The following is a 26415-nucleotide window of genomic DNA, read 5'->3' as shown; positions in this document are numbered from 1 at the left end:
CTCCCACCGACTGCCACTCGCTGATTCTCCCCCAACGCGACCAACCATTCATGTCTGATTCGGAGCCGAACGAAGTTGACCGCGGGGTCGACGAGTCCATGCGGATGTTCGAGAAATCGAAAGTCGGCGACGCGCCCGCACTGGAACCGATCAAACCTTCCCGCGTCTTGCTGGTGTTGGACGGATCCAGCCAGGACGACGCGGGTGTGGCCGCGGCCGGCTTCTTGCGCGAAACCTTCAACGTGGAAACACTGGTCTTGGATGCCCGCCAAACACCCGAGGGCGACCTGACCGCTGCGGTGATCGAATCGGTCTCCGGCGCGCGTCCGATCCAGCGCGGCGAGGGCGATTCCTATGACATGATCCTTGCGGCGTTGCAAACCCACGCGGTCGACCTGCTGATCGTGCCCTGCCCCTTCGGCCGCGACTTTGAAAAGGTCGGCACCGATAGCGCGGGCACCGTCATCGACGTGTTACTGTCGCGTTGTCCGTGTCCGATGTTGGTCATCCGCCGCGACGATCAACGGCTGGACCAATGCGTCCACCAGGTTTCCGTCATCATCGGTGCCGAATGTGACGTCGAATCCAAAGCCGCCGCGTGGGCCTTCGGGCTGTCGGCCGATGACGCCACGGTCACCCTGGATTTGGTGGTCGAGAAGGAGCAGTACGAGAATATTAAATCGATCGTCGAAGCGCTTTCCGACGGCGCGACGCTGGACCCCGAATCATTTTCCGAGGCGTTGACCAAGACGCATCACTCGATCCACGGGGCGATGGCCAAGACGGCAACCAAACTCGGTCGCGGCTATCATCTGCGTCCCCTGGCCGGTGAAGTCGCCCTGCCGAATCCCTTACAAAACCGTGACAAGACGCTGTTGGTCCTGCCGCTGGAGGTGGACGATCGCTTCGGCCAAGGGTTCGCGCACGACCGCATCCGACGCAGCCCCCATCCCGTCCTGGTCGTCCCCAGCCACGTCGGCCGGGGTGGATGAGTGGAATAGGCTTCCAGCCTGTCGATCTCGGGTTCGGCGTTGCCGTACTGTCTGGTCAAACGTAGCTACCTTCGCGAAGAAGGTGGATTCCTGGCGATTACCACGCTCGCATCGAGCGTAGCGACGTCCATCTGACGACGGCGAACCCGTTCCGGGCTCTGGCCGTACGACGTCTTTCAAGGTCGTCGTGCACAGCCCCTCGGGCGACGGCCCGGAAGGGCCATCGAACTTAGCGGTACACGGAGAACGAGGGCACGGTGGCGATGACCGCCCCGGCGGTGGTCGGCATCGGAGTGGTCATCGAACTGGCGGGTTGCAGCACGTTGGTACGCATCCCCGATTGCGTGGAACTCCGCAGTGGCGGTTCGCTGGTCGATCGGCCGACGGTGTTGGATGCGATCGCCGTGACGGGCTGGGTGGCGTAGGTTCCGTCGGTGGTCGTCGAAATCGGCTGCAGCCGTGCGGCGATCTCCGGCGCGACGTTGGATCCGACCCGCGGTTGCGGCATCGCGCGGGCGACGAGTTCAAGTCCCTTTTGTTCGGTGGTTTCGTATCGGACGGTTCGCTTGGGCACGTCAACGGTCCGCGTTTCGGCGACCCAACGCGTTTGCGTGGTGGCACGATTGACGACCTCGCTGCGCGCCTCCCAGCGGGTTTCGGGGACTTGGCGATAGGCCACCGTCGGCTGACGGAAGGGGTTCCAACGGCCCTCGACGTACGGCATCCAGCGCATCTGGGTGACCGGCGAGTAGCTGGTGCGAACCTCCGGGCGGATTTCGGTGACGGTTTCGGGACGGTGAACGACCGTCTGTTGCTTTTCAATGCGGTCCTCGACCACCGGACGCGTGATGCGTTGCGTGACGGTACGATAGATGTCGCCGGTCACCGGGTCTTTGTGCAATTCACCGCTGGGGGCCTGCGCCCCGGCTCCGCCGGAAATGGCGATCGAGCCTGCCGCGACGAACAAGGTGGCTGCTGTCTTGCGTAACAATTCCGTTTTGCGAACGTTCATGCTCGTTAACTCCCCGCCCCAGACATTCCATGCCCGGCGTGAATGGTCCAACCTGATGAGAAAGGGCTGGCGACCCTGGCATTTGAGTGCCCGATCGCCACCTTCCCAAAATCGGTTTTGATCCCCGCCAACTCGAACAATACCCACGCCGGAACCAAAAAAGATGCTCGATGAAAAGCTGTTGCCGTTGATTCAGTGCCCGATTTCGGGGCAATCCCTGCAGATTTCCGCGGCCGAGGTGGTCACCGATCTGAACGAAAAAATTGCCCACCGGCAGCTCCGCGACGCCTCCGATCAACTGGTCGAAAGTGCACTGGACCAGGGCCTTACCACCGCAGACGGTGCGCGTTTGTACCCTGTCCGCGGCGGGATCCCGACACTGATCGCCGACGCCGCGATCGAGTTGGAACAGGGGTGAGCGAAATAGACGGGCATACGCATCAAGTTAAGACAAAACCCTCCCTGGCAGGGAGTTTTTTTCCTCACCCCGTGCACCAGTGCCGCAGCGCTTTTTCGTAGCAATCGATGCCGCGTTGCAGTTGGTCGATGGCGATCCATTCGTCGACCGTGTGTGCTTGAGCGATGCTGCCGGGGCCGATCACGACGCGCCGCGACAATTCCCCCAGCACTCCGCCGTCGGTCGCGTAGCAGACGGTTTGTGACCGCGTGCCGGCGATCGTTTGCAGCGTCGTGACGAAATCGCAGTCCGGATCGGTCCACATCGGGTCACAGCCGGCGATCGGCGTCAGCGTCAATCCCAGCTGCCGTGCGGTCGCTTCCGCTTCGGCGATCAAAACCGTGTGATCCACCTGGGGCATCGTGCGAATGCTGACCCAGGCGTCGCTGCGCTGCGGGGTGATGTTGACGACGTTACTGTGATCGCTGACGCCAAAATTCCACGACAGCACCGGTGGATCAAAACGATCATCTTGCAACGAAGCGTCCTCGCGCGTCCGCTGGCAGAGTTCCAACAGCTTGACCAGCATCGGAACCATCGCTTCGTTGGCATTGATGCCAAAGTTGGTCGCGCTATGCCCGGCGCGGCCTTGGCTGTGGACGGTGAACCCCTGAATCCCTTTGTGGGCGTAAACCACGTTCATTTCGGTCGGTTCACCGATGATCGAGATCGGATCGGCACGGACCAATTCGCGATAGCCGTCGCAGTGATCGACCAGGTGTTTGGCGCCGTTGAATCCGACCTCTTCATCGGCGGTGCAGACGATCCAGACCGGCGCCGTTTGTCGGTCAGCGTCCAACCGCGCAAGCGCAGACAGCATCGCCGCCAAGGAGCCTTTCATGTCACAGGCGCCGCGGCCGTAAACGCGATCGTCGGTCACGACGGCATGAAACGGCCCCCTCGCGGCAGCGGCATCATTCGCCGCGACCGGAGCCCCAACCCACTTGTTGGCCGGCACGACATCGGTGTGGCAAAAATAGGCCAGGCCGAGCGGAGAATCCGGCGGATTCGTCGGTCGCGTCGGTTTTCGCGTGGCGACCAGGTTCGCCTTGGCGACGCCGCGTTCGTCGCGGTAACCGCTGCGCCAAAGCGTGAACCCCATTTCAGAGAGGATGGTCGCGCACCAGTCGGTGATTTCGACGTTGCTTTTTGCGCTGACCGAGGGAAACGAAATCAGTTTTTCGAGCGTGTCGATGGCCGAAACGAGGGTGCCATCGGGAGGTGGGGCTTCGATCGGGTGTGGCATCTATTTGGGGAAAAGTTCTTTGGCGACCTGTTGCAGCATCGCCGTGTCAACTTGTTCGAGTTCGCCGTCGACCGACGCGAGCACTTCAAACGTGTCGTCGCGATACTCGGCGCGCCATTTGGGATGAATCAGACGATACAGCGCTTGACCGGCGATCGCGTCGGGACGTTCGGGGGAAAGCGCGAAAGAAGTGATCTTTTCGGTCAACCGCGGTGGCATCTCATCGACGGTGAAGGAGCGCGTCCGATTGTTGAATTTGATCGTCAGCTCCTCGGGCGACACTTCGACGACGATCACCGGGATCCCCTCGACATAGTCGAACGTGCCACCGGTGTTGAGCGTCGCCAACCCGCGTCCGATCGCACCGCGATAGAAACTGGCCAGATCGGCGATGTCGTACAGCGAACTTGCGCGTTTGGATTGCTGGGCGTTGAGTTTCAGTTTTAACAACGCTTCGGCGGCCGGTTTCATTTGCTCCCAATCGGCCGCTCGAATCAGCTGCTCGACCGCTTCGATTTTTTCCTGATTGGCGGCGATGGCGGCCGGGGGCATGGTTTCCGGGGGCATGGTTTCCGGGGGCATGGTTTCCGGCGCCGTCGGGGTCGTCGGGCTGGGGGCCGGACTGGGAGTCGGATCTGGCGTTGCTGTGTCGGCCGGCGGCGGTTCAGAATTCATCGGCGGCTGCGCCGGTGGCATCCCGTCGACGGGCATCGTATTTGGGGGTGTTTGATTGCCGGGTGATTGAACGGGCGGCGGTTGCATGCCCGGCGAATCGGCGGGCGTGTCGTCTTGGGGGCGTCGCAGCGAATCGGCGATCCCACTGGCGGCCACGTTGCCAAGCACACCATCGCTGTTCGGAGCGGCCGGACGAGGCTGTTGCGGAGCCGGGTTGGGCTGGCCGACGACAATTCCACCGCCGGCATCACCGGGCGGCCGCAATGCGATCTGCCCGCCCTGGGTCAAAAATTGCAGCAAGCCGACGATTGCGCCCAACATCACGATCACGAACAAGGCGAACAGGAACACCCCGGTCTTCTTTCGACGTCGCTTCGGCTTCTGCTTCTTCGGTGGCGTCCAAGTGACCGCCGCGTTTTCCGCCACGTTTTCCGTCGGGGCGATGGAAGTAGGCGTCGGCTGCGCGGGTTGGGCTGGTGCCGGCGCCGGGGCTCCCGTCGCCGACATACCCTGCGCTGGCGTTCCCAAGGGCGGCGTTCCCAGCACCGAGGCCGGCGTGGCGGGCCGGGCCGGTGTTGAGAGTCCCGGTGGCATGCCCAGCACGGCGGCGGCCGGTTGGGGTGTCGATCCGGCGGCCGCTGAATCCGTGGCGGGCGGATCCGAGAGTGGTTTCGAGCGGGGCAAAAGCGACGCCAAGGGATCCTCCGGTTCGGACGTCGCGGTGCTACCGCCGGCTGTGTCACCGCCGGCTGTGCTACCGCCGGCACTGTCGCCACCGGCCGCCAAGCGGGATTCCAAGGCACGGCGTTGCTGGGGATCTTCCAACTGTTTGCGCGCCGCTTCGGCCAACGTGGCGGCCTGTTTCCAAACCGTCGGATCGGCGGTGGAGCGTGATTCCTTCAACGTCTGATAGACACGTTTGATCGCCGCGGTGATTTTGGCGCCGTCCGATTCTCCGCTTTTCAGCCCGAACACTTGGTAGGCGTTCGGTTTGCCGGTCGCCGTGCGGATCGGCAGCAAGTCAGAGAGTTTTGAAGCAGGCATTTCTTCGGTGGCCGGGAAGTCGGTGGACGCGTGGGCACCTTATTTTAGCCCGCTGGGGGCGATCTGACATTGCTGAATTGCCAGATCAAAAATCCCCAAGCAAACCAAATTGGGCACCTGTTGATGTGGGGCCCGTAAATACGGAGAAAGTGTCGCCGCATCTCCACCGCATAGCACAATCGGTAACCTTTTTGCCGAGGTGTCCTTGGGGCAGGTCGCCTCGGCGTCGTGATCGTCGGCGCGAGCGTACTCCTGAGCCAAACGTTCCACCCCCCCGACGACCGCGGCCAGCACGCCCAATCGAATCGCCTGTTGCGTGTTGGTCGCCGGCATCATCGCTGCGACTTTGGCCGGATCGATGCCGTCGGTCGCTTGTTGCAATCCCTCCGTGCCGGTCGCCAGGGCCGCGTGTTGCAAACGGATCCCCGGCAGGATCGCTCCGCCGACAAACACCGGACGCGCGTCGGAATCGAGCCGGACGCAATCGACGGTCACCGCCGATCCCGCGTCGACCACCACCAGCGGCGTCGCAAACCGGGTCGACGCCGCGTACGCGCTCAACAAACGATCGATCCCGACCTTTTCCGGCGCGTCGACCTGGATTCGCAGCGGGACGTCTTCAAAGGTCAGGTGGTGCCACGCATCTTGTCCGACACGAGACGATTGCGGAGCGGAATCCGAGACGCCCAACACCGCGTCCTTCAGCGGGCGGCTGGCGGCGTGGTTGACCGTCGACACCCACCAGGAAACCGTCGCCTGTCCGGCGTGCTGTTGCACCCAGCGGCAGATCTGCTGGTCCCAATTCGGTTGGTCCAAGGGGAACGATTGAGAGCGCACCGGGCCGTCGTCGGCGCTGAAATCATTCGTGGCCGTGATCAGCTCGGAGACCTTTGCCAGGGCAACTTTGATCGCCGAGTTTCCGACATCGATCGCGGCGATCGTCTCGCTTGGGGTCACGGCGTCTCCTTCGCCGGGGCATCCGCGGTCGATTCAAAGTCTTTGGCTTGATGCTCGTCGGAAAGCTCCGCGGTCGCTCCGCGCAGATGTGGCGGCACCCTGCGTTTTGCACTCGGTTGTTCCGATTCACGCAGCACCGGAATGTCTTCGCCGGCGTCCAACAATGCCTTGCGGCGCTGTTGCACCCGCGTCATCACCTGTTCGGTAAACTCGTTCAGGCCGGCGCCGGTCATGGCACTGATCAGCAAGACCTGCCGCCCGGTCGCTTCGCGCAATTGCTCGGCGACCTCGGCCGCTTGTGGCAATTCGCACTTGGTGACGGCCAGAATCTCTTCCCGCTCGGCCAGGGCCGGGTCGTATTGGGACAACTCGTCGCGGATGGCGCGGTAATTTTCCAACGGATCGGACTGATCGGTCGGATCGGGTTCGACCAGATGGACCAGCAAACCGGCGCGTTCGATGTGCCGCAGAAACTCGTGACCGAGTCCCAGCCCTTCGCTGGCGCCTTCGATCAAGCCGGGAATGTCGGCCAGGACAAACGAGCGAGCTTCATCGAGATCGACGATACCCAAATTGGGATGCTTAGTCGTGAACGGGTAGTCGGCGATTTCGGGACGGGCGCTGGTAATCCGGCTGAGCAGGGTGCTCTTTCCGGCGTTGGGTTTGCCGACCAGTCCGACGTCGGCGATCGAACGCAGTTCCAGAGTCACGATCCGGACTTCGCCTTCTTCGCCCTTGGTAAATTCCCGCGGTGCTTGGTTGGTGCTGCTTTTGAAGTGGGCGTTGCCCTTGCCGCCCTTGCCGCCTCGGGCGACGACAAAGGAATCGCCGTGCTGTTTCAGGTCCTTGATCACGAACCCCTGCTCGGCATCGATCACCAGCGTGCCCGGTGGAACGAACAGGGTCTGGTCCTCTGCCTTGCGGCCGTGCCGCATCGCGCCCTGGCCTGGCCGGCCGTTGCCCGCACGGATGAACTTTCGATTGGCGAACGCGGCCAGGGAATTGACGCCCAATCGGGCTTCCAGGATCAAGCTGGCGCCGTGGCCGCCGTTGCCGCCGTCGGGCCCCCCGCGGGGAATGTATTTTTCCCGGCGCATGCTGGAGCACCCGTCCCCGCCTTTTCCGGCGTGAAGTTCAATTTGGACGCGATCGACGAACATCGTGGTTATCGGCGAGAGTGTGAAGATGAATTCATCACTCTAACATGGCGGGGCCGCGGATCGCAGTGACCCCACAGCGGTTTTCAACGATTTCGAAGTGGTGCAGCAGGTGTCCGGCGGTCAGCCAGGCGAGCGAACGCACCGTGACGTGGTATCCGGCGACCGAGCCGGCGGCGTCCCAGGCCCGCGGCGTCAGACGTTGCAACAGACCCAGGTTCGCTTTCCGCAGGTCCCCCAATTCGGTCACCAGGGCGGAAAAGTTGCCCAGACCGAAACGGCTGTCGGCGGAGACGTTTTCGTCCCAATTGGGCAACGTCGGCCCGCTGCCGTCGGCCAGACACATGATCCGATAGCCGAACATCCGCTCGGCGTTGGCACAGTGTTCAAAGACCTGCCGAATCGTCCATTGATACGGGGCGTGGACGCGGTCGACCTGTTCGGTGCTGATGCTGCCGGCCAAGTCACAGATCCAGTGCAATTGGCCGCGGAGGATTTCGATCGCACACCGCCCCTCGACGCGCGCGATCAAGTCGCGGTGATAATCACTGTCATACTCCGCAGACTCCGGGCGGCGACTTGCAATTCGACTCATGTTGTTCTCTTTCGGGCGTGCCATTCACGTTGACGCCCGAGAGTCTAACGCTCTTGGCGGCCGACGAGTAGTTACTCGATCGGCCCGTCCGACTTTAACGAGTGGTAGCTGGCGATCGTCAGCTTGTCGGCTTCGGTTTTCTTGCTGGTCCAAATCACTTGGCCGCCGCCGGTCGGCACGTCAAAACCGTTGTTGATGTATTGATCACCGTTGCTGTCGTACAACGCCTGGACCGACCCGTCGGCCATCAAGCAGTTGGCGATGCCGTTGTGCAGCGGCATGATGCCGCGGTAGTCCTGGCGGGTGTAGAAGTTCAACTGCTTGTACCATCCGGCCGGCCCGATGCGTGGTTGGCCGGCGGTGAATTGGGGCGTCTTCAGATAGTTCGGGTTGGCCGTCTCGGGGGTGCCGTCGCCGTTCAAGTCCATCTGCAAGACGCTCCCGATCGGACCGCCCACGATCGGCGTGGTGTACAGGCCGCCGGCGGGAAGCCGCTCGCCGACCGTCGCACTCAGGTATCCCGACGGCGTGGCGTCACACAGCAGCGGAACGGTGGAAAGCGTCGCCCGCGAGCCGTCCAGGTATTGCGATTCCAGCGGCCCCTTGGTCACGTTCCGGCCGCGCGGATCCATGTCGGCACAGGCCGGGTTGATCGGTGCCAAATTGCCGTCGGCGGACAGATTGAATTCTGTCCGTAACATGAACCAGGACGCCGCGTAGTTGGTGTTGTAACCTTCGTCGATCATCTTTTTGGCCACGATCGCCGTCCGCTCGGCAGTCTTCGGGGCGGCCGCCCTGAACACGATTTCACGCGACACGTTGCGGACATCGACCCCGGACGAATCGGTGTACATCGGCGTGCCCTCGCGATCGAAACAGTCCGTGTTGACGAAGCTGGTCAGCGGCAACGAAACCATTTCCTCGACGGCTTTGCTGCTGCGCGCCGTGTTGCTCGGGCACAGCATCTCGCCGGGCAAAATGCCGCGCGTGACCAGGTCGGAAACCCAGCCCACTTCGGTCGGCACGCCATCGCGTTTGAAATCAAAACTGCCCGAGCAAAATGCTCCGCCGGGTGTTTGCGTGCTGCGAGCCAGCAAGCCGATCCCGAACTGCCGCAGGTTGGACTGGCACGCCGCCGAACGGGCCGCTTCACGGGCCTTGCTCAATGCGGGCATCGCCATCGATGCCAGCAGGCCGATAATGGCGATCACGACCAGAAGTTCGATCAGTGTGAAACCAACTCGCGACTGGGGAGGTCGCACGCGCTGGGCTTTCATGGATCCGGCCTTGGATTGATAGGGGTTTGATTGAGTCCGATGTAGCGGAGAAGTTCGTTGCAAAGGCCAGAAACAACAATGCCAAAACCGTTTTCTCACTCCTTCTTCACGGCTCCTTCATGATCGCGGCGGCCGGATTTCACCAACTCGCCTTCCGGGAAAAATCGCCCCCCTTGCCCCTCCGTCGGGACGCCGATGAACCGTCCTGGCCCAAACACAGTGATGGCCGGCTAGAATATCCGCCCCATGAATTCACCAATGCCCCCATCCGACGTTTCCTCACAGTGGCAACTCGAGCGATCCCAAATCGAATCGCTGCAACTTGAGCGGCTCAATGCCATCCTGGCGACCGCGATCCAAAACCCGTTCTATCGCGATCGCTACGCGCACCTTGACCTTCCGCTGCATTCGCTGGACCAGCTGTCGCAGTTGCCGCTGGTGACCAAGTCCGACATGGTCGCACCGTCGCCGGGTGATCCGGGGCGGATCTTTGCGTTGCCACGCCAGGCGTATTGCAGGTTTCACCAAACCAGCGGGACCAGCGGGCATCCGATGCCGGTACTCGATACGCCACAGGACTGGCAGTGGTGGCTGGATTGCTGGCGGCACGTGCTGCAGGCGGCCGACATCCGCGCCGCCGACGTGGCCATGATGGCGTTCTCCTTCGGCCCCTTCATCGGGTTCTGGACGGCCAGTGACGCGTTGGTCGACGCCGGTGCGTTGGTGATCCCCGGCGGTGGAATGTCCAGCGAGACGCGACTGCAGATGATCGTCGAACAACAATGCACCGTCGTCTGCTGCACACCAACCTATGCCTTGCACCTGATCGCCGTTGCCGAAACACTTGGCATCGATCTGACTCAAACCGCCGTTTCGCGTTTGATCGTCGCCGGCGAACCCGGTGGCAGCACTCCGACGATTCGCTCCCGCATCCAAGCCGGTTGGAACGCGACCGTGATCGACCATAGCGGTGCGAGTGAAATCGGGGCCTGGGGATTTGGCAGCCGCGACGGATCGGGGCTGCACGTGATCGAAACCGAATTCATCGCCCAGCGGTTGTGCTTCGATGACGGCCATCCCGATGGCAGGCCGGCAGCCGATGGCGAAGAAGCGGAGTTAGTTCTGACCGGACTGGGCCGCCACGGTGGCCCCGCAATCCGCTATCGCACCGGCGATATCGTGCGGGGCTACCAACAACACGACCACCCCTGCCGATTCCTGTTTCTCGACGGCGGGGTGCTCGGTCGCGCCGACGACATGATGGTCGTCCGCGGCGTCAACGTTTTCCCCAGCAGCATCGAATCGATCGTCCGACAACTGTCCCCGACCGCCGAGTTTCGAATGATCGTGACCAAGCAGGGCGAAATGGACGCGTTGGCCGTGGAAGCCGAACTGAGCGAAACCGATTGCAAGCGGCTTGCCGATCGATTCCATAAACGCTTGGCTATGCGTGTCCAAGTGACCCCCGTCCCCGCCGAATCCTTGCCACGTTTCCAAGCCAAGGCAAAACGCCTGGTCGACCAACGGCCGAAATGATCCGGCAGCCAGTTGGTTTCGTCCGGCAGCGAGAGGCAATCACAAGCGACAAGCCTGCCTTGCCCGCGCCGCGGGCTTTTACATTCAACATGCTGCTGACGCGTCACGCCAACAAATGACGGCTCCCCGCCATCGCTGATTGACACCGAGAGGGTTTGGCGTCGTTTCGCCAGATTCGCATTGACCATGGCGTCGGTTCGCCGTAGGATCGCCTGACTTGAGTTGGACCAACGGTCCGGCAATCAAAAAAAAACGCACGACGCCCGAAAGCGTCGTGCGATGCTGGATTTCCAACAAGTGCCCCTTTTGGCATCCGGCATTTGGAATGAGGTCTCAGTCATTTACGGTCACTTTTGCCCCAAGTGATCGTTTGGCTGAGGCCTTTTTTCTTACTCCTTCTGGATGCTATGAACACCCAGAAATCGCTGCCATATCAGTTGGCGAGAAAAACAAGATTTTGTCGAAATCCTCGCGTTTTGCGGTCCCATGGCGAGGGGTTGGTATACTTCTTGCTGGGGTATTTTGCGGATTTTCCCAGCTCTTTTAGGGGGCGGACTTGAGTTCTCGGGTTAGCTCACCCCTTGACATTCGTTTTCATTGCGGTGGGCTGCTTTGGACATCGGGTTCGCGAACACTGTGTTTCAATTGGAACACAGCACTAGAATGAAGGAAGTGCGCACTGCCGGGTTGCTTGCCGACCCAATGCACTCCAACTGTTCGTGAGTTTGCCCGATGTCGATCGATCCCCACCCGTTTCCAACCTACACGGCTGAAGACTACGCGGCCTGGAAGGGTGACTGGGAATTGTGGGACGGCGTTCCGATCGCGATGTCACCGAGTCCATTTGGACGTCATCAGACGGTCGTTGCAAAGATCGTCACGCACCTGACGCTGGCCCTGGAGGCGAGCGACTGTCACGCGACAGTCGTCTCTGAATTGGATTGGATCGTTCGCGCCGACACGGTCGTACGACCCGATGTGATGTTGATCTGCGGCGATCCGCCCGAAACCCATCAACGTGCGACCCCCGCACTGGTGGTGGAGGTGCTCTCACCCTCGACCCAGGCGAATGACCGGGGGTTCAAGCGGACGTTGTATCGGGAACAAGGCGTGGCGACTTATTTGATCGTCGATCCGGTCCAAGAGACCGTCGAATCGATTCCAATGGACGCCCCTGACGCAGCATCCACCGCCGTGTCTTCGGTGCAGTTGACGGTGTGCAAGGACTGCGCGATCGACATCGATGCGACACGTTTTTTTCCTAAGCGTCACGGCACCTAGCCGGACCGCGTCACTTCGAAATCCGTGCATGACTTCCCATTCGCAACCGACCGACCCAGAAAAATCGATGCTTCGGAAAAAGCCGGTTGCCCTCGAAAATGAACGACGACAAGTCAGCCAACGGGCATCCGACAACACACTGGACCAGTCGATTGTCGATGCGGTTCCGTCACATTTTCTGAACACGAACTTCCAATCGCTGTTGAATCTCCGCAACGCAGCGGAGCGTTCGACGCCGCGGTATCAGATCGGCCCTTCGATCGGCCTGGGCGGGATCGGAGAAGTCTTTCGCGTGTTTGATCGGACCGGCCAACGTTCACTCGCACTGAAAACCCTGCAACGTCGCTTTGTCGGCGACCAAGCCGCCGTCGTCCGGTTCATGCGCGAAGGGCTGCTCACCGGGACGCTGCAACATCCGGGCGTTCCGCCGGTCTACGACCAGGGAAGGTTCGATGACCAAACGCCCTTCTTCACGATGAAACTGGTCGAGGGGCAGACGCTGCACCAAATCCTTCAATCGCGAAGTCCCGGTGCGGAGGATCTGGGGGCCCTGGTCGGTGTATTTGAAAGCGTCGCCCAAACACTCGCCTATGCGCACTCGCAGAACGTGGTTCATCGCGATCTCAAACCGCAAAACATCATGGTCGGTCGATTCGGCGAAGTTCAGGTGATGGACTGGGGCTTGGCAAAGAGGCTTGGTGAAGATCTGACCGTCGTCACCGATCCAGATTCTGTCTCCTCGTCTGGTCCGGCGAATCCCAAGATCGTCGTCCCCAGCGAGCCAGATTCCGCTTCCTCGGCGACGCCCGATCGAAGCGATCTGACGACCGCCGGTGACATCGTGGGAACTCCGGGCTACATGGCACCGGAGCAGGCGCGCGGCGAGGTCGAATCGGTCGACAAACGCGTGGATGTTTTCGCACTCGGCGCGATCCTGTTCCAAATCCTTCGGGGACGAACGCTCTTTGAAGCGGACTCCCGCGCCGACATGGTCGAAAAGGCCAGGCGTGGCGACCTGTCGGACGCACTGGGCCAGCTCGACCAACACCGCGATGACCGCGAACTTGTTTCGCTCTGTCGCCAATGCCTGGCAACCGACCCGGCGAGCCGTCCGGCCGACGCATCGTATGTTGCCGAAGCGACGACCAAGTTCATCGCCTCTCTGGAGCGGCGGATCCGACAGGCAGAAATCCAGCGTTCCCGGTCGGAGGTCCGGATCGTTGAATCGCGGAAACGACAGCGTTGGATCGTCGCGATGACGAGCGTCCTGACGCTCCTGGCAATCCTATCTTCGTTGATCATTGGATTTCAGTGGCGGAAAGCGACGCGCGCGGTGCGAGCCGAATCGGAAGCCCGAGACGTCGCCGAAAAGGAAATCAAGACCACCACGGAAATCAATGAGTTTCTCAATCGAGTGCTCTCGTCCAATCTGCCCGAGCAGCTCGGCCACGACGTGACGCTACGCGAAGTCGTTGACCAGACGGTTTCCGATCTGGATGGAAAATTTACCCAACGGCCCCGTGTCGAAGGCTCGCTCCGCCGAACACTCGGCGAATCGTATCGTTGGCTCGGTGAACCCGACATCGCCGAACAACAGTACCGTCTCTCGCTGGCCGCACTGGAGATCGCCGAGCCATTTGATGAATTGGAGGTGTTGGAGACCAAAGACCGGCTTGCCGGAGTGTTGCGTTCACGCGGAGACGAAGGGGACTTTGAAGAGTCCAAACGACTGAGAACCGAAGTGCTTCGGCGAACGCGAGCACTGCTCGGGGAATCGCACGAACGAACCATCACCGCGATGAATAACTTGGGCACGGTGTTGATCGAGCTGAACGAACTCGACGCCGCTGCCGAATTGTTCCGCAATGCCTTGCGCCGAATCGATGCCTCACCCAATCCGGAACAACACTCCCGACCGTCGCTGCTGGCGAATCTGGCGGATGTCGATCGAATGAAAGGCCACTGGGATTCCGCCGAATCCATCTACCTGCAGGTGATCGACGCCCCAGAAGCGTCAACCTACGAAAAAGACCTCGCGATGATTCAGTTGGGGCAAATGCTTCACGCCGCCCAGCGCTACGACGAGTCGCTGCGTTATCTACGTCGCTCCTTCGAACTCCGCGAAGCGTATTACGGACCGCGGCATCCGCTGACATTGTCGGCGATGCGGAAAATGTCCCGGGTGCTGGACGAGTCGGAGCGATACGACGAGCTGCTGGAATTGCTCGGCGATAGTCTCGATCGACACGCGAAAGAGCTTTTGCCGGCGGCAGGACCGATCTGCGAAGCAAGATCGCTGAGGGCCAAGGCTCTGATCGGTCTCGGTCGCGACGAAGAAGCTGAGGCGTATTTGAAAGAGACGATTGAACTGATCAGCCGCGAGCGAGGCGACCAACACAAATACGCCCAGGCGGCCAAGCAGCAACTCAAAGCATTCCGCACGGCAGATTAGTAGTGGAGGTTGTTAAACCTCCTGAATCGAAAGGATCTTTAACAAGATCCACTACGTATGACTCGTAAACTCTATCTGCGGCGGACCACTAAGTCTTGCCGCCAAGGCTTTCGAAAGCAGGAAGCCAAGAAAACCGTTGCGCTCTCCCCTAAGTCGTCTCTTCGGTACTAGGACCTGCTGTTTCAAGTACGATTTTCCGATTGATATGACTGACACGCCACGCCAGACGAACCACGATCCGGGATCAACGATCGACGCCGAAATCGCCGATCTTCTGGATCAATACCTCAGCCGGCGAGAGCGAGGACAGGCCGTCGGTCGCGATCAATGGCTGGCCGAGCACCCCGAACACGCCGAGCGTTTGGCCCAGTGCCTGGACGCGGCCGAGCTGTTCGGGGAGGCAGAAACCGGCGGATTTGATCTGCCACGCCAACCGGAACTCCCGGAGTCGATCGGTGATTATGAAATCCTTTCTGAACTCGGCCGCGGCGGCATGGGCGTGGTCTACCAAGCCCGTGAGAAATCGCTCGATCGGATCGTCGCACTGAAAGTCATGCGATTCGGAATCGTCGACTCGAGCGCGCTGGACCGATTCCGCCGTGAAGCCGAAACGGCTGGGGCATTGCACCACACCAACATCGTTCCGGTTTACGCGACCGGACGAGAAGGCGACACCAGTTGGTACGCGATGCAGCGCATCGAAGGCGAAAGTCTGGCGACGCGGATCAGACGCAGCCACCGAGAGCAGACGCCGCCGCCACTCGATGCGATCCTAGACGTCGGAATCCAAGCCGCCGACGCACTCTCCCACGCCCATCAGCGTGACGTGGTTCATCGTGACGTTAAACCGGCCAATTTGATTTTGGACCGCGATGATCGCGTTTGGTTGACCGATTTCGGTTTGGCCCGCCGACTGGTCGACGCCGGAGCAACGATCACCGGTGCAATCCTGGGGACGCCGCGTTACATGAGTCCCGAGCAAGCGGACGTGCGCGCCCCCGATGTGGATCATCGCAGCGATATCTATTCCCTCGCCGCGACGCTGTACGAGATGGCCAGCGGACGAGCACCATTTGAGGGCGAGGATCCGCTGGATTTGATCACGAAAATCCGACACGACGATCCGCCCGCCCTGCGAACGTTGCGTTCCGACTTGCCGCGAGATTTAGAAGTCGTGTTGCAAAAGGCGATGGAAAAAGACGCTCGCCGCCGCTATCAATCCGCCGCCGAGTTTGCCGATGACTTGCGCGCCGTTCGCGACGATCATCCGATTTGTGCCCGCCCGCTTTCGATCTTGGAAAAAGCGGCTCGTTGGGGCCGCAAGCATCAATCGCGCCTCCGCGTCGCCGCCGCGGCGATGGCGGTCACGGCAGTGTTGATCGCCGCGCTGTGGTCGGCGCTCGATCAATGGCGACAAAGTCACTTGGGCGCGTTTCGCGTTCGCGCCGGCGGTGGCCCGTACCAGGCCACCATCGTTCCGGTCGGCGGGTCCGCGTTGTCGGATTCCACGATGGAAGTGACGCTGCCGATGCAAACGTATCAACAGCAAACCGCCGGGGACTACCAAATGATGGTCGCGCCGACGGGCCGATGGAGCCGGACGCTCCGGTTGCCGATCACCCGCGGCGTCCCCAGCGACTACCGCATCACCAACCAACTCGCCCAATCCAAAGAGATATCGATCGTCGACGCCGCGGTCGTGACGGTTTCCGATAAATCGACTCCGGCGATTCTGTGGCGGCGTGACGGCACACTAAAACGCGTGGCTTGGCACACCGACCACGAGTGGGAACTCGACGTCCGCTCCATCGACACGACCTTCACCGATGTCGATGGCACAAACGCCGACCAAACCGCAACCATCTCCGTCAACTTTGCCGACACGCAACCGCCCGCAAACTTTGCCCCCGGGCACCATCACCTCGACGACCATCCGCTGCTGACCCAAGGTGTCGCCGCACTGCGCACACCGATTGACCTGGACGGTGATCAACGCCCCGACACGCTGGTTGCCGCGGGTGATCAACAAGCTTTGCTGGCAGTCGACCATCAAGGGAACATCTTGTGGTCGCGGTCGTACGCTTTTGCGAACTTGCCCAGCCAGTCGACTTTGCCGGACCCCTTCAACCGACGCGCCACACTGCCATTCCCGGGTGTCTTTGCTTTGCAGGACGTCGGTGATCTGGATGACGACGGGATCAGCGACCTGTTCGTCATGTTCGTGCACTATCAGATGGCGGTTCAGACGGACGTCTGTTTGGCCATGCTGAGCGGACGCAGCGGCGACGTGATCGAGCGGTCTCATCAAGTTCTCAAAACACCCGCGGGCGGGTTCTGGCCGGCCGATGCGATCTTCCATCCGTCCAAACACCAGTATCGATCGTTTAGCGGTCTCTCGTTCAACGCCAACTCGGTGTTTCGTTCGGGCCATCGTCAGTACGGCGATTTCTTCGTGCGTCATCAACGCTACAGCACACCGATACGCATCCCCGTCCCGAGCCCGCCCCAGGTGCTGGTCCACGAAGGCTCCCTTCGAGTTGTGCTGATGAACGGGGACCAATGTCAAATCATCGATTGGGACCAAGACTTTGCGCCCGGGGTGACGATCAAGTTGCCGTTCATGCCGGCCAGCGCTCCCAAGATCACCAATCCTCGCGGTGAGACAAGACTGATCTTTCACGATCACGATGATTCACGCTCCGCGACGACTCGTTTTAGCGGCACAAAGATCACCGCCTATGACCTGGCTGGCCGACAAAGGTGGATCCGACACATGGAACACATCCAGTGGCGGAACTCGATCGATCGCAATCACGCCGATTGGCCGTACGTCACCGACATCAACGGCGACGGTGCCGACGAAATCATTGTCCCCCGCAGCCGCTATCGCAACGGCGTCGATCTGGGCGTGCAACTGCTCGACGCGGCGACCGGCTCTCCGGTTTGGAAGGACGCGACGCCGTACTCGGCGCTGCAATCCGCCGACGATTGCGTTTCCCGAATCACGGCAACCAATGACATCAACCATGACGGCTGGAACGACATCGCGACGGCCGTGATCGCCGGGCAAGGATCGGGACAAACGACAAACAACCGCGCCGATCAACAGGCCTTCGTCTACGTGGATTGGATCTCCGGAAAAACAGGTGCGTCTCTGGCCTGGGCACGGCATCGGATCCCCGTGTTGGGTGACCAAATCCGCGTCGCCCAGATCGACGCGATTCGCAGCGGACTTTCCGACTCGCCCGCGGGAACCATCGAAGTTGATTTCGTCACCGGCGACCGCAGCTTGGACGTCATGCTCGCGTCGACGGTGCTACGATTTCATCCCAGCCAGCCGAGTCCGGTCGCCATCGCCGCGGGCCTGGACGTTTGTCCCAGCCCTACCGATTCGACATCGCCGGTGCGCGTTTACCGCCGTCGTGGTGGCCCCTTCGGAGTCGGCGAAGACCACTTGGTTCTGTTGCAATCCCAGCGGTCGCCGATGATCCGTTTGGGCGAAAATCGTTTGTTGGCGTCGTGGGTCGGCAATTCGGGACGGCACCTGATCGCCGCGTCGGGCTTCCAACCGACCCGCACCAGCGTCATCGATGCTGATTCTGGCCAAACGGTTTGGAACAGCGATCGGACCCGCGGCGAAGATTCCGCGTGGATTCCAATCAAGCATGACGACGGAAGTGTTGACTTTCTGGTTCAAGACCAATCCGTCGAGGAAACGCCTGCGCGGTTGATCGACGGCCAAACGGGGACGCAGCGGTGTCGTTTGCAGGGCACGCTGGGCGGCCGAGTCATCTTGGCCCGATCCACTGATGATGGAAAATCCATGCTACTTGTCGGCGATGGTCGACTTGCTCGGCGAACCCCCGCAGGAGCGCCGGGACAACCGGTGAATGCTTTTCAAATGTCCCTGGTCAGCCGAACCACCGGTGAGGTCCGTTGGACGAATCGATTTCTGTTCGGAGCGTCCCGAATCAACACGCCTGATCAATACGATCATCTGAAACTTGCGGACATCAACGGCGATGGCGTCCAAGACGTTGTCGGTCCCCACTCGCACAACGAGCAACTGTACCTGGCCGTCTGGGACGGCATCAACGGCGAGATCCTTTGGGAACGCTCGATCTTTCAGCGACCAACTCGAAGCGACTATTGGATTCCGTTTACGTTGGTGTCAATCGATGACCGCACCCACGTCGCCTATTTAGGCCGCACCTCAGAGGACGATGCGGTTCGCAATTTGGTGCTCTGTGGACCGGATGGCAAAGTCGTTGACTCGATCGAACCGGAGGACGCAGCGTCCGTCCCGCTCGTCGATGGTGCCTATGCCAGTCGCGATCTGGCAATCGCCGACGCGACCAGTTCGGACGGCATTCCGATGATCGCCTTCAGCCGTAACGCGAACGGGAAAACACTGTGTGTCGTGTTCGACCTTCGCGACAAACAGTTTCAAAGAATTCGGAATTTCCGCGAAACGACAGAAAATCATTATGTCGCCGGCATGTGGCTGACGGACATTGACGGCGATGGTGTCAATGAACGCATCGTGGTCGACCGTGTGACGCCGCCACAGGACCAACCGACACCGCAATCGGATGGCCGAACATCACTGCTGATTCGCTGCTATCCGATGCTGCAGTCCGAGCCGCGATTCCAGATCACACTGCCCGACGCCAACGGGATCCAGAGCGTCCACTGGAAATCGGACCACAACGTCCCGATCAGTTGGCTGCGAATCGATCAAAACCGCCTTGTCGCGATCGATTGGTCACGAGAAAACGTGCTGACCGAAACGACGGGGGATCCAGAATCACGCTCGAATGTGCCGGTCGTCTGCCGGCACGCCCAGACGCACACGCGGCTCGCGTCGCCGACCCCCGATGGGATCGAGTTTCGGGACCTTCGCTCGGCAGACCAGAAAGAATCCGTCGCGGTGAAGCCCCATCGGGAAACCGATCCGCGTCGTATCCGCCCCCTGTTCGCCTCGATCGGCGGAAACACCACGTTGACCGCGTGGGTTCTCCACTTGATCCGCGGCGGATTGGCGCTTGCGGTCTTGGTGATTCTGCCGCTGTGGTATTTGAATCGGACGCTGACCCTGCGACGCTGGAGTCTCGCTTGGCTGCTGTTTGCGCCGTTGTTGGTCGGTGTTTGGATGGTGATTTGGCGAAGTCCATGGTTGCGTGAGCCTGGGATGGTCTTCAATCTTTTCCACGGGGTCACCGCATGGATGTGTGGCTTCGCCTTGATCATCGCCGTCCGCAACAAGGTCGATGGCCGGGGAAACTCGATCCGATTGATGCTTTCGTTCGGTACGCCGGTGGTCTTTTTGACGCTGGTTTTGTTTGCGTATCTGCAACGCACCGACCCGGAAATCCTGTCGCATCGCATCGACGCAACAGGTTTATTGCGTGTCGCGTTGTTTAGTTTTACGATCGTGGTGCAGCTTTATTGGATGCTCAGGATCATGGCTTCGGCAGTGCGCCGGATCAGTGGACTGCTGGGGAGGCAGGCGACGGCGTGAACCACGGGAACGAAGACGCTTCCAAAAGCGAAGACTCGTTGAGAGCCACCTGGTCGATCGGCCCGCTCAGGCCGTGGTTGAAGATGCTTGCCGAACGCCAGTTGTCTCCGGCACTGCGTGGCCGCATCGATCCGTCGGATGTGGTGCAGCAAACCTTGGTCGATGCGTGGCGCGGTCACGAGAATTTTCGTGGCACGACGCAGGCCGAGCGGCTGGCCTGGTTGCGAACGATTTTGAAACGTACGTTGATGCGTTTCGACCGCGACCAATTGCGAACGGCCAAGCGGGGTGGCGGACGAGAACAGCAACTGCAGGCCGCGTTGGACCGCGATAGCATCCGCATCGAACAATTGGCGATCGACCGGGAACCCAACCCACGCTCCCGCGCCGACCGGGCGGAACAAACCCTGCGATTGGCCGCCGCCCTGGACCGATTGCCCCAAGACTATCGCGAGGTCCTGACGCTGCGGCACATCGACGGACTGTCCCATGACGAAATCGGCCAGCGACTGGGACGATCCAATGCCGCGACGAGGATGCTGTGGATCCGGGCTCTGGAGAAACTTAAAGCGGTCTATGGTGAGCTGACGGAATAGTCGATAAGTGAAGGGGGTCAAAAAATTGGGTGGTCAAAAAATGAAGACACAGCGGCGAGGCCATTTTTTGACCAACCCATTTTTTGACCAACCCATTTTTTGACCAGCCGTCTTTTCCACCGCGGCTACTTCGCGCCTTCGATCCGCTTGAGGAACTTGAAGATGTCGCTGTCGGTGCTCAGGATCAGCGTGCTGTCTTGGTCGAGCATCTCCTGGTAGGTCTCCATTGTTTTGATGAAGGCGAAGAACTCGACCGATTCGGGGCTTTGGTTGTACGCCTGGGCGTAGATTTCCGTGGCCTCGGCGTCGGCGGCCCCCTGGATTTCTTGGACCTGCTTGTAGGCCTGGGATTCGATTTCCAGCAGGTCCTTTTCCTTGCGGCCGATAATCTTGGCCGCCTCGCCGGCCCCTTCGCTGCGGAAGCGTTCGGCGATTTGTTGGCGTTCGCTGATCATCCGGGCATAGATCCGGTCACGGACGCTCTCGTTGTAGTTGATACGTTTGAAGCGAACATCCAACAGTTCGATTCCCAAATCGGTGACCTTGCTGGCCGCTTGTTGGTAGATCTCTTCTTCGATCTTCGCCCGCCCCTTGTTGATCGGGTACAGGATCCCGATGTTGCCGGGTGCGTCGGCGATGGTTTCGTCGCGGACTGGTTGGCGATCTTTGGTGGTACGGACCAATTCGATCAATTCATGTTTGGCGATCGCGTTGCGCGTTTCGCTGCCCAAAATGTCGTCCAGACGCGACTGGGCGCTGCGTTCATCTCTCAGACGCAGAAAGAACTGTTTGGCATCACTGATTCGCCACCGTCCAAACGTATCGACGACGATGTACGTTTTGTCTTTGGTCGGCATTTCGTTGGGACGACCGTCCCATTCCAGGATCCGCTTTTCGACACGGGTCACTTCCTGGATCAGCGGCAGTTTAAAGTGCAAACCGGCGTCAGTGATCGGTTCACCGACCGGCTTTCCGAATTGGGTGATGATGACCTGTTCGGTCTCACTGACGGTGTAGGCCGCGCTGTAGGCGACCAACCCGACCAGGATGACAATGACGGCGACCGCAGGGAAAGTCAGGCGATTCATTTGGAGCTCCGGGCTGCTTGCGGCGCGAGATTCAACAGCGGCAGAACGGGGCTGGCTTGATCGTCCATGATGATTTTTTGCCCCAACGTCGGGACGACTTGCCGCATCGTTTCGATGTAGATTCGTTGTTTGGTCACTTCGGGGGCCTTGGCGTATTCCGAGAACACGGCGTTGAATCGCGACACGTCACCCTGGGCTTCATTGACCCGCTTCAGTGCGTAACCCTCGGCCGCTTGCTTTTTCTGTTCCGCTTCACCGCGAGCCCGCGGGACCTCTTTGTTGTATTCGCCGTTGGCAACATTGATCATCTGCTCGCGTTCCTGCTGAGCTTGATTGACCTCGTTGAAAGAGGGCTGGACGGGCTGCGGCGGATTGACGTTTTTCAATTGCACCTGGTCGATGCTCAGCCCCAGATCGTATTTGTCGACCAGCGTCTGAAGTTGCAACAGCGCTTCGACCTCAATCTCTTGTCGACCGATCGTGATGACTTCGTCGACCGTGCGATCACCGACAACCGTTCGCATCACCGATTCCGAGATGTCGCGCAAGGTTTGGCCGGGGTTGCGGACTTTGAACAGGAACAGCTTGGGGTCGCGGACGCGATATTGGATGACCCATTCGACCGTCGCGATATTCAGATCGCCGGTGACCATCACCCGCTCTTCGGCTTGTTCGTTGGAAACCTGTGTCTCGTTGGTCGCCCCGGGCGTCCCGAAACCGAATTCCTGTTTCAACTGACGCTTGACCGGAACGATCGAAACGTCATCGATTCCGAACGGGAACTTAAATCTCAATCCGGGATCGACGGTTTTGACATAGCGTCCGAACCGCAGCACCACGCCCTGCGATTCGGCCTGGACGGTGTACACGCTCGTCAGCAGCAGCGTCAGGACCAGCAAGGCGGGGATCAGCCAGGCCACGTAGGGCTGAATCCACTCCAAATCAGACCAATCGGGGCCGCGCGGGTTGGAATTGCTCATGAATGAAATCGGGGGGCTTTAAATGAACACGATCTGCGGACAATCCAATGCCGGCCCCCGCCATTATCGGCAAGGACCATGCAACTCCGCCGGAAAGGGTAGGTCCCAACGGAGTCATTGTAAGGCTCTCAATCCGGAAAATTGGCGATCTTTCTTGGCCGTCCTGAATGAGACGCAGCGACGGTTGACCGGCAACGGACGATGTTTTTGATGCAGAGGAACGCTGTCCAGCTAAGGAACCACCGGTCCGCCGGCGGTTGCCTGCGACGCCCCTTCATTCACCGGCGGCTGCAGCACCGGCGCGTCGTCGAAGTCCTCGAAATCTTCCGCCGGGACCCGGTTCATGCCAAAGTCTTCGACATATTGAGGGATTGGCTGCACCGGCCTTCGGCCTTCGTTAAAATCGCGGATAGGCGTCAGCAAGAGGAAGCCGCCGACGATCACAAACCCCGCGGTGGCGGCGACGATGATCCACAGCAGCGGTGATCGCAGCGCACCGCCGGTCACGATCCCCTCACCGACGGTGGGCGGAGTCCGGTAAGGCTGGGCCTGTGAAAGAGAGGGCTGGTCAGAATCGATCTTCGGCGGAAAACCACTGCCGTGAGTCTGATTGTGATTTGACATTGCTTTGTCCCCATCGCTTGATGACCTACCCCAGAACCCCAATTCGATTATAGGCGGGCGATGTCTCGGAGCTTTCGCGAATGTGACAGGCGATGAATTCTTTTTACAATTCGCTCGCATCGATCACGCCCCTGCGGGTCGCGAAATGGCTGTTGATCGGGTTTGTTTTTTGGATCGGCGGTCTGATCCTGTCGCCGTTTCCGCACTACCTGCCGCCGGATTTTCAATACGGTTTTTTGAGCAACAAAGGGGACTTTTTCTTTTCCTCCGGCTACTTCATCGGTTTCTACCTGCACATCAGTGCGGCTCCGATTGCATTGTTTCTCGGCGGATTGCAACTGAGTCGAACGATTCGCCAGCGGTATCCGCAGGTGCATCGCAGCGTCGGCGTGCTCTATGTCCTGACCGTTCTATTGGCGGCCGCTCCCGGTGGTTTCATCATGGCGTTCAAAGCATTCGGCGGATGGTCGACCACGATCTGTTTCGGCTTGTTGGCGGTGGCCACATGGTGGTCGACGTTTCGCGGTTGGCGAGCCGGCCGCGGGTGCGATTTCCAGCGGCATCGGGTCTGGATGCTCCGCAGTTACGTGTTACTGCTCTCGGCCGTCTTCCTGCGATTGGGCCACTACGGGTTGCAGCTGCTCAACATGACGCCGGAACTGACGTATCAGATCGTCGCTTGGATCAGTTGGGTGATCCCGTTGGTGGTGTTGGAGCTGGTCCTGGCGGCGTACGGATTAGTTGAGCAGCGACTCAGCAATAACGCCGTCTAACAATGTATCGAAATCGTCACGTTCATCATCGTCATCGTCGTCGACGATTGCGGAGATGGCACGATCAGTCACCTCGGTCGGGACTTGTCGCGCCAAGTGATTCAACACGTACAGTGCATCCAACGGAGTGATTCGGCCGTCACGATTGGAATCCAAGAACGTGACGCCGGGCCGGGCCGACTCGCACTCGGACGACTGTCGCAGCGAGATTCCATTGACGACCGCCAAGACGTCACGGGGGGTTGTCCGGCCGTCGCCATTGACGTCGGTCGGCTCAAACGGATTGGATAACGTGTCGGTGGAGAAGGATTGGGGACCGGCCGAGGATTGAAATGAAAACAACCGTTCGACAGGTTGCGGATCCAAGATGACGGTATACAGTTCGCCACGATTTAGTTCTGCTTTGATTACCCCCGAGTCATGGAGCCCGACTGAATTCAGATCGCCATCGAGCACGTGAATCGTCTCGTCCAGCGACACGGTGCCGATGGCGTAAATCGACAGGGTTGCATCTTCCACGGCACGAAAGACGATGGCGGTGTTTGCGTTGCTTGCCGGAATCGTGTGCAATTGATGAATCCGGTCGGCCATGATGAAGTTGGTCGGAATCGCCGGTTCGAACGGTTCTTCAAAATTGAGCGTGATGACTTGTCGGTCGCTATCGCCGAACGAATTACCCGATACATCGGGTCCGGGTTGAACGGTCACCATAACGTCCACGGCACCGACGAATCCGTTGTTCGGCGTTACCAACAACAGCCCTTCATCGTCGATCGTTGCGGTGGCTCGACCAATTCCTCCCAAAACTTCGGCGGAGTACGCCACGGCATCGCCTTCAATGTCAACGCTGGTGACTTGAATCGTGGCGGTCCGGTCGTTGGGGTAGCGTGAGGAAACCGCAATCGCATTCAAAAACGGCTGGCTGTTGTGCGTGTCAAGTTGAACGTCCACCGCAAACGTTTCACTGAATGTGTCCCCCGCTTGGTTGGTCACGGTCACGGTGACATCGGTCTGGCCCGTCATATTCCTAGTCGGCTTCAACATCACCACTGAGTTTTCATCATCCCAGAACACATCGATCGTTTCGATCGTGATGTCGCTGGTCGGTCGATCGGCACCATTAACGGCGTGCTCGCTGATCGCTTCGCGAACGGACTCCCCTTCGACCAATTGTCCGAAGACACTGTGGTTGAAATCCAAGAATCGCGTAGGCACTTCGGTGATGAAGAACTGGCTGTTGTTCGTGTCGTCGCCCGCTTTGGCAAACGACAGCACGCCCGGTCGGTTGTGTTGAAGTTCTGCGTGATAGTCGTCATCAAAGTCCTCCAACGTGGAACCGCCCCAGCCGGTTCCGGTGGGGTCTCCGCCCTGGATCACAAAGTCGTCAATCACGCGGTGGAAATCAATCCCATCATAAAATCCCGATCGCGCCAGTTCGATTAGCCGCGACGAAGCGACCGGTGCCCGTTGTTCGAATAGCTCGAAAACCATGTCGCCATAGATTTCCATATCGATTCGAATGGACCGATTGCCGGAGATCACTTGCGCTTCAAGAATCCCCGGGTTGTCGACGGACACGGTCACCGTAAGCGGACCGCCATGTGGATCATAGGCGTCGATCGGCAGATGGAGTGGCGATCCGGTCATGACGGTCTGATCACCGATCGACTCGAACACCGGTCCACCGTGGGTCGGAATCGGCACACGACTTCGCTGGCTGATTTCGTCCAACGACCGAATTCCGATCGCGCGTGATCCGTCGGGGAACTCCCATGTCGGAAAAGCGGTGATGTTCTTTTCGATCACCAACGGCGAAATCGTCCGATCAGGAAGGGTCACTTCGACAAAGGGCAATTCGTTCGCGCCGTCTTCAAACAGTTCGGCCTGCCGAGTGCATGCCGGGGACCATGCCGCGCCGTAAACGACCACCCCCGCAGCGGCCAAATCCTTGGCAAACTGAACCAAATTCTGCTCGACGACTGCCTCACTGGTCGTACGTGACAGGGGCGCCCCGTCGCCGGACGGGTAATTCGATTCGCCCGGAGTCTGCGCCGCGAGCAATCGACGCCCCTCAAGCGATTCGGCGTGAAGCCTACGGTAGCGGCTTTGTCGGTTTGCGTCTGACTGAGAATGTAAGAACGCCATGCCGAGA

At 60.1% G+C, this 26415-nt stretch carries 19 protein-coding genes; 8 read left to right on the top strand and 11 right to left on the bottom strand.

Annotated features, from left to right (window positions below; genetic code table 11):
- Positions 1-50: 50 nt before the first annotated feature.
- Positions 51-992: a universal stress protein gene (locus tag H1B37_RS21670; protein ID WP_182868762.1), complete on the top strand. Its 942-nt coding sequence runs from the start codon at positions 51-53 to the stop codon at positions 990-992.
- A gap of 229 nt (positions 993-1221) precedes the next feature.
- On the opposite strand, the gene H1B37_RS21665 is transcribed toward H1B37_RS21670, so the two are convergent.
- The gene (locus H1B37_RS21665; RefSeq protein ID WP_182868761.1) at positions 1222-2004 is read right to left on the bottom strand and encodes a hypothetical protein; all 783 of its coding nucleotides are present in this window, start codon (positions 2002-2004) and stop codon (positions 1222-1224) included.
- A 163-nt stretch (positions 2005-2167) separates the two neighbouring features.
- Between H1B37_RS21665 and H1B37_RS21660 the strand changes: the two genes are divergently transcribed.
- Positions 2168-2422, top strand: coding sequence for a hypothetical protein (locus H1B37_RS21660; protein ID WP_182868760.1), 255 nt, complete (start codon positions 2168-2170; stop codon positions 2420-2422).
- Positions 2423-2486: 64 nt separating this feature from the next.
- Here H1B37_RS21660 and H1B37_RS21655 read toward each other — a convergent pair whose 3' ends face one another.
- From H1B37_RS21655 to H1B37_RS21630, 6 genes are all read right to left on the bottom strand, one after another.
- Positions 2487-3707 (bottom strand): M20 family metallopeptidase, encoded by a 1221-nt coding sequence (locus H1B37_RS21655; RefSeq protein ID WP_182868759.1) that lies wholly within the window; start codon positions 3705-3707, stop codon positions 2487-2489.
- Positions 3708-5426: a hypothetical protein gene (locus tag H1B37_RS21650; RefSeq protein WP_182868758.1), complete on the bottom strand. Its 1719-nt coding sequence runs from the start codon at positions 5424-5426 to the stop codon at positions 3708-3710. It lies immediately after the preceding gene.
- Positions 5427-5465: 39 nt separating this feature from the next.
- The gene (locus H1B37_RS21645; protein WP_182868757.1) at positions 5466-6383 is read right to left on the bottom strand and encodes a type III pantothenate kinase; all 918 of its coding nucleotides are present in this window, start codon (positions 6381-6383) and stop codon (positions 5466-5468) included.
- Positions 6380-7543 carry a GTPase ObgE gene (obgE, locus tag H1B37_RS21640; RefSeq protein ID WP_182868756.1) on the bottom strand — a complete coding sequence of 388 codons (1164 nt, stop codon included), beginning with the start codon at positions 7541-7543 and terminating at the stop codon, positions 6380-6382. Before obgE ends, H1B37_RS21645 begins: the two co-directional genes overlap by 4 nt.
- A gap of 34 nt (positions 7544-7577) precedes the next feature.
- Positions 7578-8135: a DinB family protein gene (locus H1B37_RS21635; protein WP_182868755.1), complete on the bottom strand. Its 558-nt coding sequence runs from the start codon at positions 8133-8135 to the stop codon at positions 7578-7580.
- Positions 8136-8206: 71 nt separating this feature from the next.
- Positions 8207-9412, bottom strand: a complete 1206-nt coding sequence (locus H1B37_RS21630; protein ID WP_182868754.1) for a DUF1559 family PulG-like putative transporter — start codon at positions 9410-9412, stop codon at positions 8207-8209.
- 258 nt (positions 9413-9670) lie between these two features.
- Here H1B37_RS21630 and H1B37_RS21625 point away from each other — a divergent pair, with 258 nt between their 5' ends.
- The 5 genes from H1B37_RS21625 (at position 9671) to H1B37_RS21605 (ending at position 20798) form a co-directional block, all read left to right on the top strand.
- A complete protein-coding gene (locus tag H1B37_RS21625) occupies positions 9671-10948 on the top strand; it encodes a phenylacetate--CoA ligase family protein (RefSeq protein WP_182868753.1) in 1278 nt (425 codons plus the stop codon).
- Between the two features lie 732 nt (positions 10949-11680).
- Positions 11681-12229, top strand: coding sequence for a Uma2 family endonuclease (locus tag H1B37_RS21620; protein ID WP_182868752.1), 549 nt, complete (start codon positions 11681-11683; stop codon positions 12227-12229).
- A 28-nt stretch (positions 12230-12257) separates the two neighbouring features.
- On the top strand, positions 12258-14681 hold the full coding sequence (locus H1B37_RS21615) for a serine/threonine-protein kinase (RefSeq protein WP_182868751.1): 2424 nt from the start codon (positions 12258-12260) through the stop codon (positions 14679-14681).
- Between the two features lie 205 nt (positions 14682-14886).
- A complete protein-coding gene (locus H1B37_RS21610; protein ID WP_182868750.1) occupies positions 14887-20202 on the top strand; it encodes a serine/threonine protein kinase in 5316 nt (1771 codons plus the stop codon).
- Positions 20199-20798 (top strand): sigma-70 family RNA polymerase sigma factor, encoded by a 600-nt coding sequence (locus tag H1B37_RS21605; RefSeq protein WP_182868749.1) that lies wholly within the window; start codon positions 20199-20201, stop codon positions 20796-20798. The genes H1B37_RS21610 and H1B37_RS21605 overlap by 4 nt, the downstream gene beginning before the upstream one ends.
- A gap of 125 nt (positions 20799-20923) precedes the next feature.
- On the opposite strand, the gene hflC is transcribed toward H1B37_RS21605, so the two are convergent.
- The 3 genes from hflC to H1B37_RS21590 form a co-directional block, all read right to left on the bottom strand.
- Positions 20924-21886: a protease modulator HflC gene (hflC, locus tag H1B37_RS21600; protein ID WP_182868748.1), complete on the bottom strand. Its 963-nt coding sequence runs from the start codon at positions 21884-21886 to the stop codon at positions 20924-20926.
- On the bottom strand, positions 21883-22866 hold the full coding sequence (hflK, locus tag H1B37_RS21595; RefSeq protein ID WP_182868747.1) for an FtsH protease activity modulator HflK: 984 nt from the start codon (positions 22864-22866) through the stop codon (positions 21883-21885). Before hflK ends, hflC begins: the two co-directional genes overlap by 4 nt.
- 231 nt (positions 22867-23097) lie before the next feature.
- Entirely contained in the window at positions 23098-23490 is a 393-nt protein-coding gene (locus tag H1B37_RS21590; protein ID WP_182868746.1) for a hypothetical protein, read from the bottom strand.
- Positions 23491-23582: 92 nt separating this feature from the next.
- Between H1B37_RS21590 and H1B37_RS21585 the strand changes: the two genes are divergently transcribed.
- Positions 23583-24263 (top strand): DUF2306 domain-containing protein, encoded by a 681-nt coding sequence (locus tag H1B37_RS21585; protein ID WP_182868745.1) that lies wholly within the window; start codon positions 23583-23585, stop codon positions 24261-24263.
- Here the strand turns inward: H1B37_RS21585 and H1B37_RS21580 are convergent.
- Positions 24228-26408 carry a peptidylprolyl isomerase gene (locus H1B37_RS21580; protein WP_182868744.1) on the bottom strand — a complete coding sequence of 727 codons (2181 nt, stop codon included), beginning with the start codon at positions 26406-26408 and terminating at the stop codon, positions 24228-24230. The two genes, H1B37_RS21585 and H1B37_RS21580, sit on opposite strands and share 36 nt — an antisense overlap.
- Positions 26409-26415 lie beyond the last annotated feature (7 nt).

Source organism: Stieleria mannarensis (assembly GCF_014154935.1).
GTDB classification, from domain to species: Bacteria; Planctomycetota; Planctomycetia; order Pirellulales; family Pirellulaceae; genus Stieleria; species Stieleria mannarensis.
Note: the sequence above shows the minus strand (reverse complement) of the source record. Positions and strands in the feature narration are given on the sequence as shown.

What these genes read in the sequence shown, in the direction of transcription:
- H1B37_RS21665 (WP_182868761.1), bottom strand. Translation starts at nt 2,004, where the DNA reads ATGAACGTTCGCAAAACGGAATTGTTACGCAAGACAGCAGCCACCTTG.
- hflK (WP_182868747.1), bottom strand. Translation starts at nt 22,866, where the DNA reads ATGAGCAATTCCAACCCGCGCGGCCCCGATTGGTCTGATTTGGAGTGG.
- H1B37_RS21650 (WP_182868758.1), bottom strand. Translation starts at nt 5,426, where the DNA reads ATGCCTGCTTCAAAACTCTCTGACTTGCTGCCGATCCGCACGGCGACC.
- H1B37_RS21635 (WP_182868755.1), bottom strand. Translation starts at nt 8,135, where the DNA reads ATGAGTCGAATTGCAAGTCGCCGCCCGGAGTCTGCGGAGTATGACAGT.
- H1B37_RS21655 (WP_182868759.1), bottom strand. Translation starts at nt 3,707, where the DNA reads ATGCCACACCCGATCGAAGCCCCACCTCCCGATGGCACCCTCGTTTCG.
- H1B37_RS21590 (WP_182868746.1), bottom strand. Translation starts at nt 23,490, where the DNA reads ATGTCAAATCACAATCAGACTCACGGCAGTGGTTTTCCGCCGAAGATC.
- hflC (WP_182868748.1), bottom strand. Translation starts at nt 21,886, where the DNA reads ATGAATCGCCTGACTTTCCCTGCGGTCGCCGTCATTGTCATCCTGGTC.
- H1B37_RS21615 (WP_182868751.1), top strand. Translation starts at nt 12,258, where the DNA reads ATGACTTCCCATTCGCAACCGACCGACCCAGAAAAATCGATGCTTCGG.
- H1B37_RS21620 (WP_182868752.1), top strand. Translation starts at nt 11,681, where the DNA reads ATGTCGATCGATCCCCACCCGTTTCCAACCTACACGGCTGAAGACTAC.
- H1B37_RS21585 (WP_182868745.1), top strand. Translation starts at nt 23,583, where the DNA reads ATGAATTCTTTTTACAATTCGCTCGCATCGATCACGCCCCTGCGGGTC.
- obgE (WP_182868756.1), bottom strand. Translation starts at nt 7,543, where the DNA reads ATGTTCGTCGATCGCGTCCAAATTGAACTTCACGCCGGAAAAGGCGGG.
- H1B37_RS21660 (WP_182868760.1), top strand. Translation starts at nt 2,168, where the DNA reads ATGCTCGATGAAAAGCTGTTGCCGTTGATTCAGTGCCCGATTTCGGGG.
- H1B37_RS21670 (WP_182868762.1), top strand. Translation starts at nt 51, where the DNA reads ATGTCTGATTCGGAGCCGAACGAAGTTGACCGCGGGGTCGACGAGTCC.
- H1B37_RS21580 (WP_182868744.1), bottom strand. Translation starts at nt 26,408, where the DNA reads ATGGCGTTCTTACATTCTCAGTCAGACGCAAACCGACAAAGCCGCTAC.
- H1B37_RS21610 (WP_182868750.1), top strand. Translation starts at nt 14,887, where the DNA reads ATGACTGACACGCCACGCCAGACGAACCACGATCCGGGATCAACGATC.
- H1B37_RS21625 (WP_182868753.1), top strand. Translation starts at nt 9,671, where the DNA reads ATGCCCCCATCCGACGTTTCCTCACAGTGGCAACTCGAGCGATCCCAA.
- H1B37_RS21630 (WP_182868754.1), bottom strand. Translation starts at nt 9,412, where the DNA reads ATGAAAGCCCAGCGCGTGCGACCTCCCCAGTCGCGAGTTGGTTTCACA.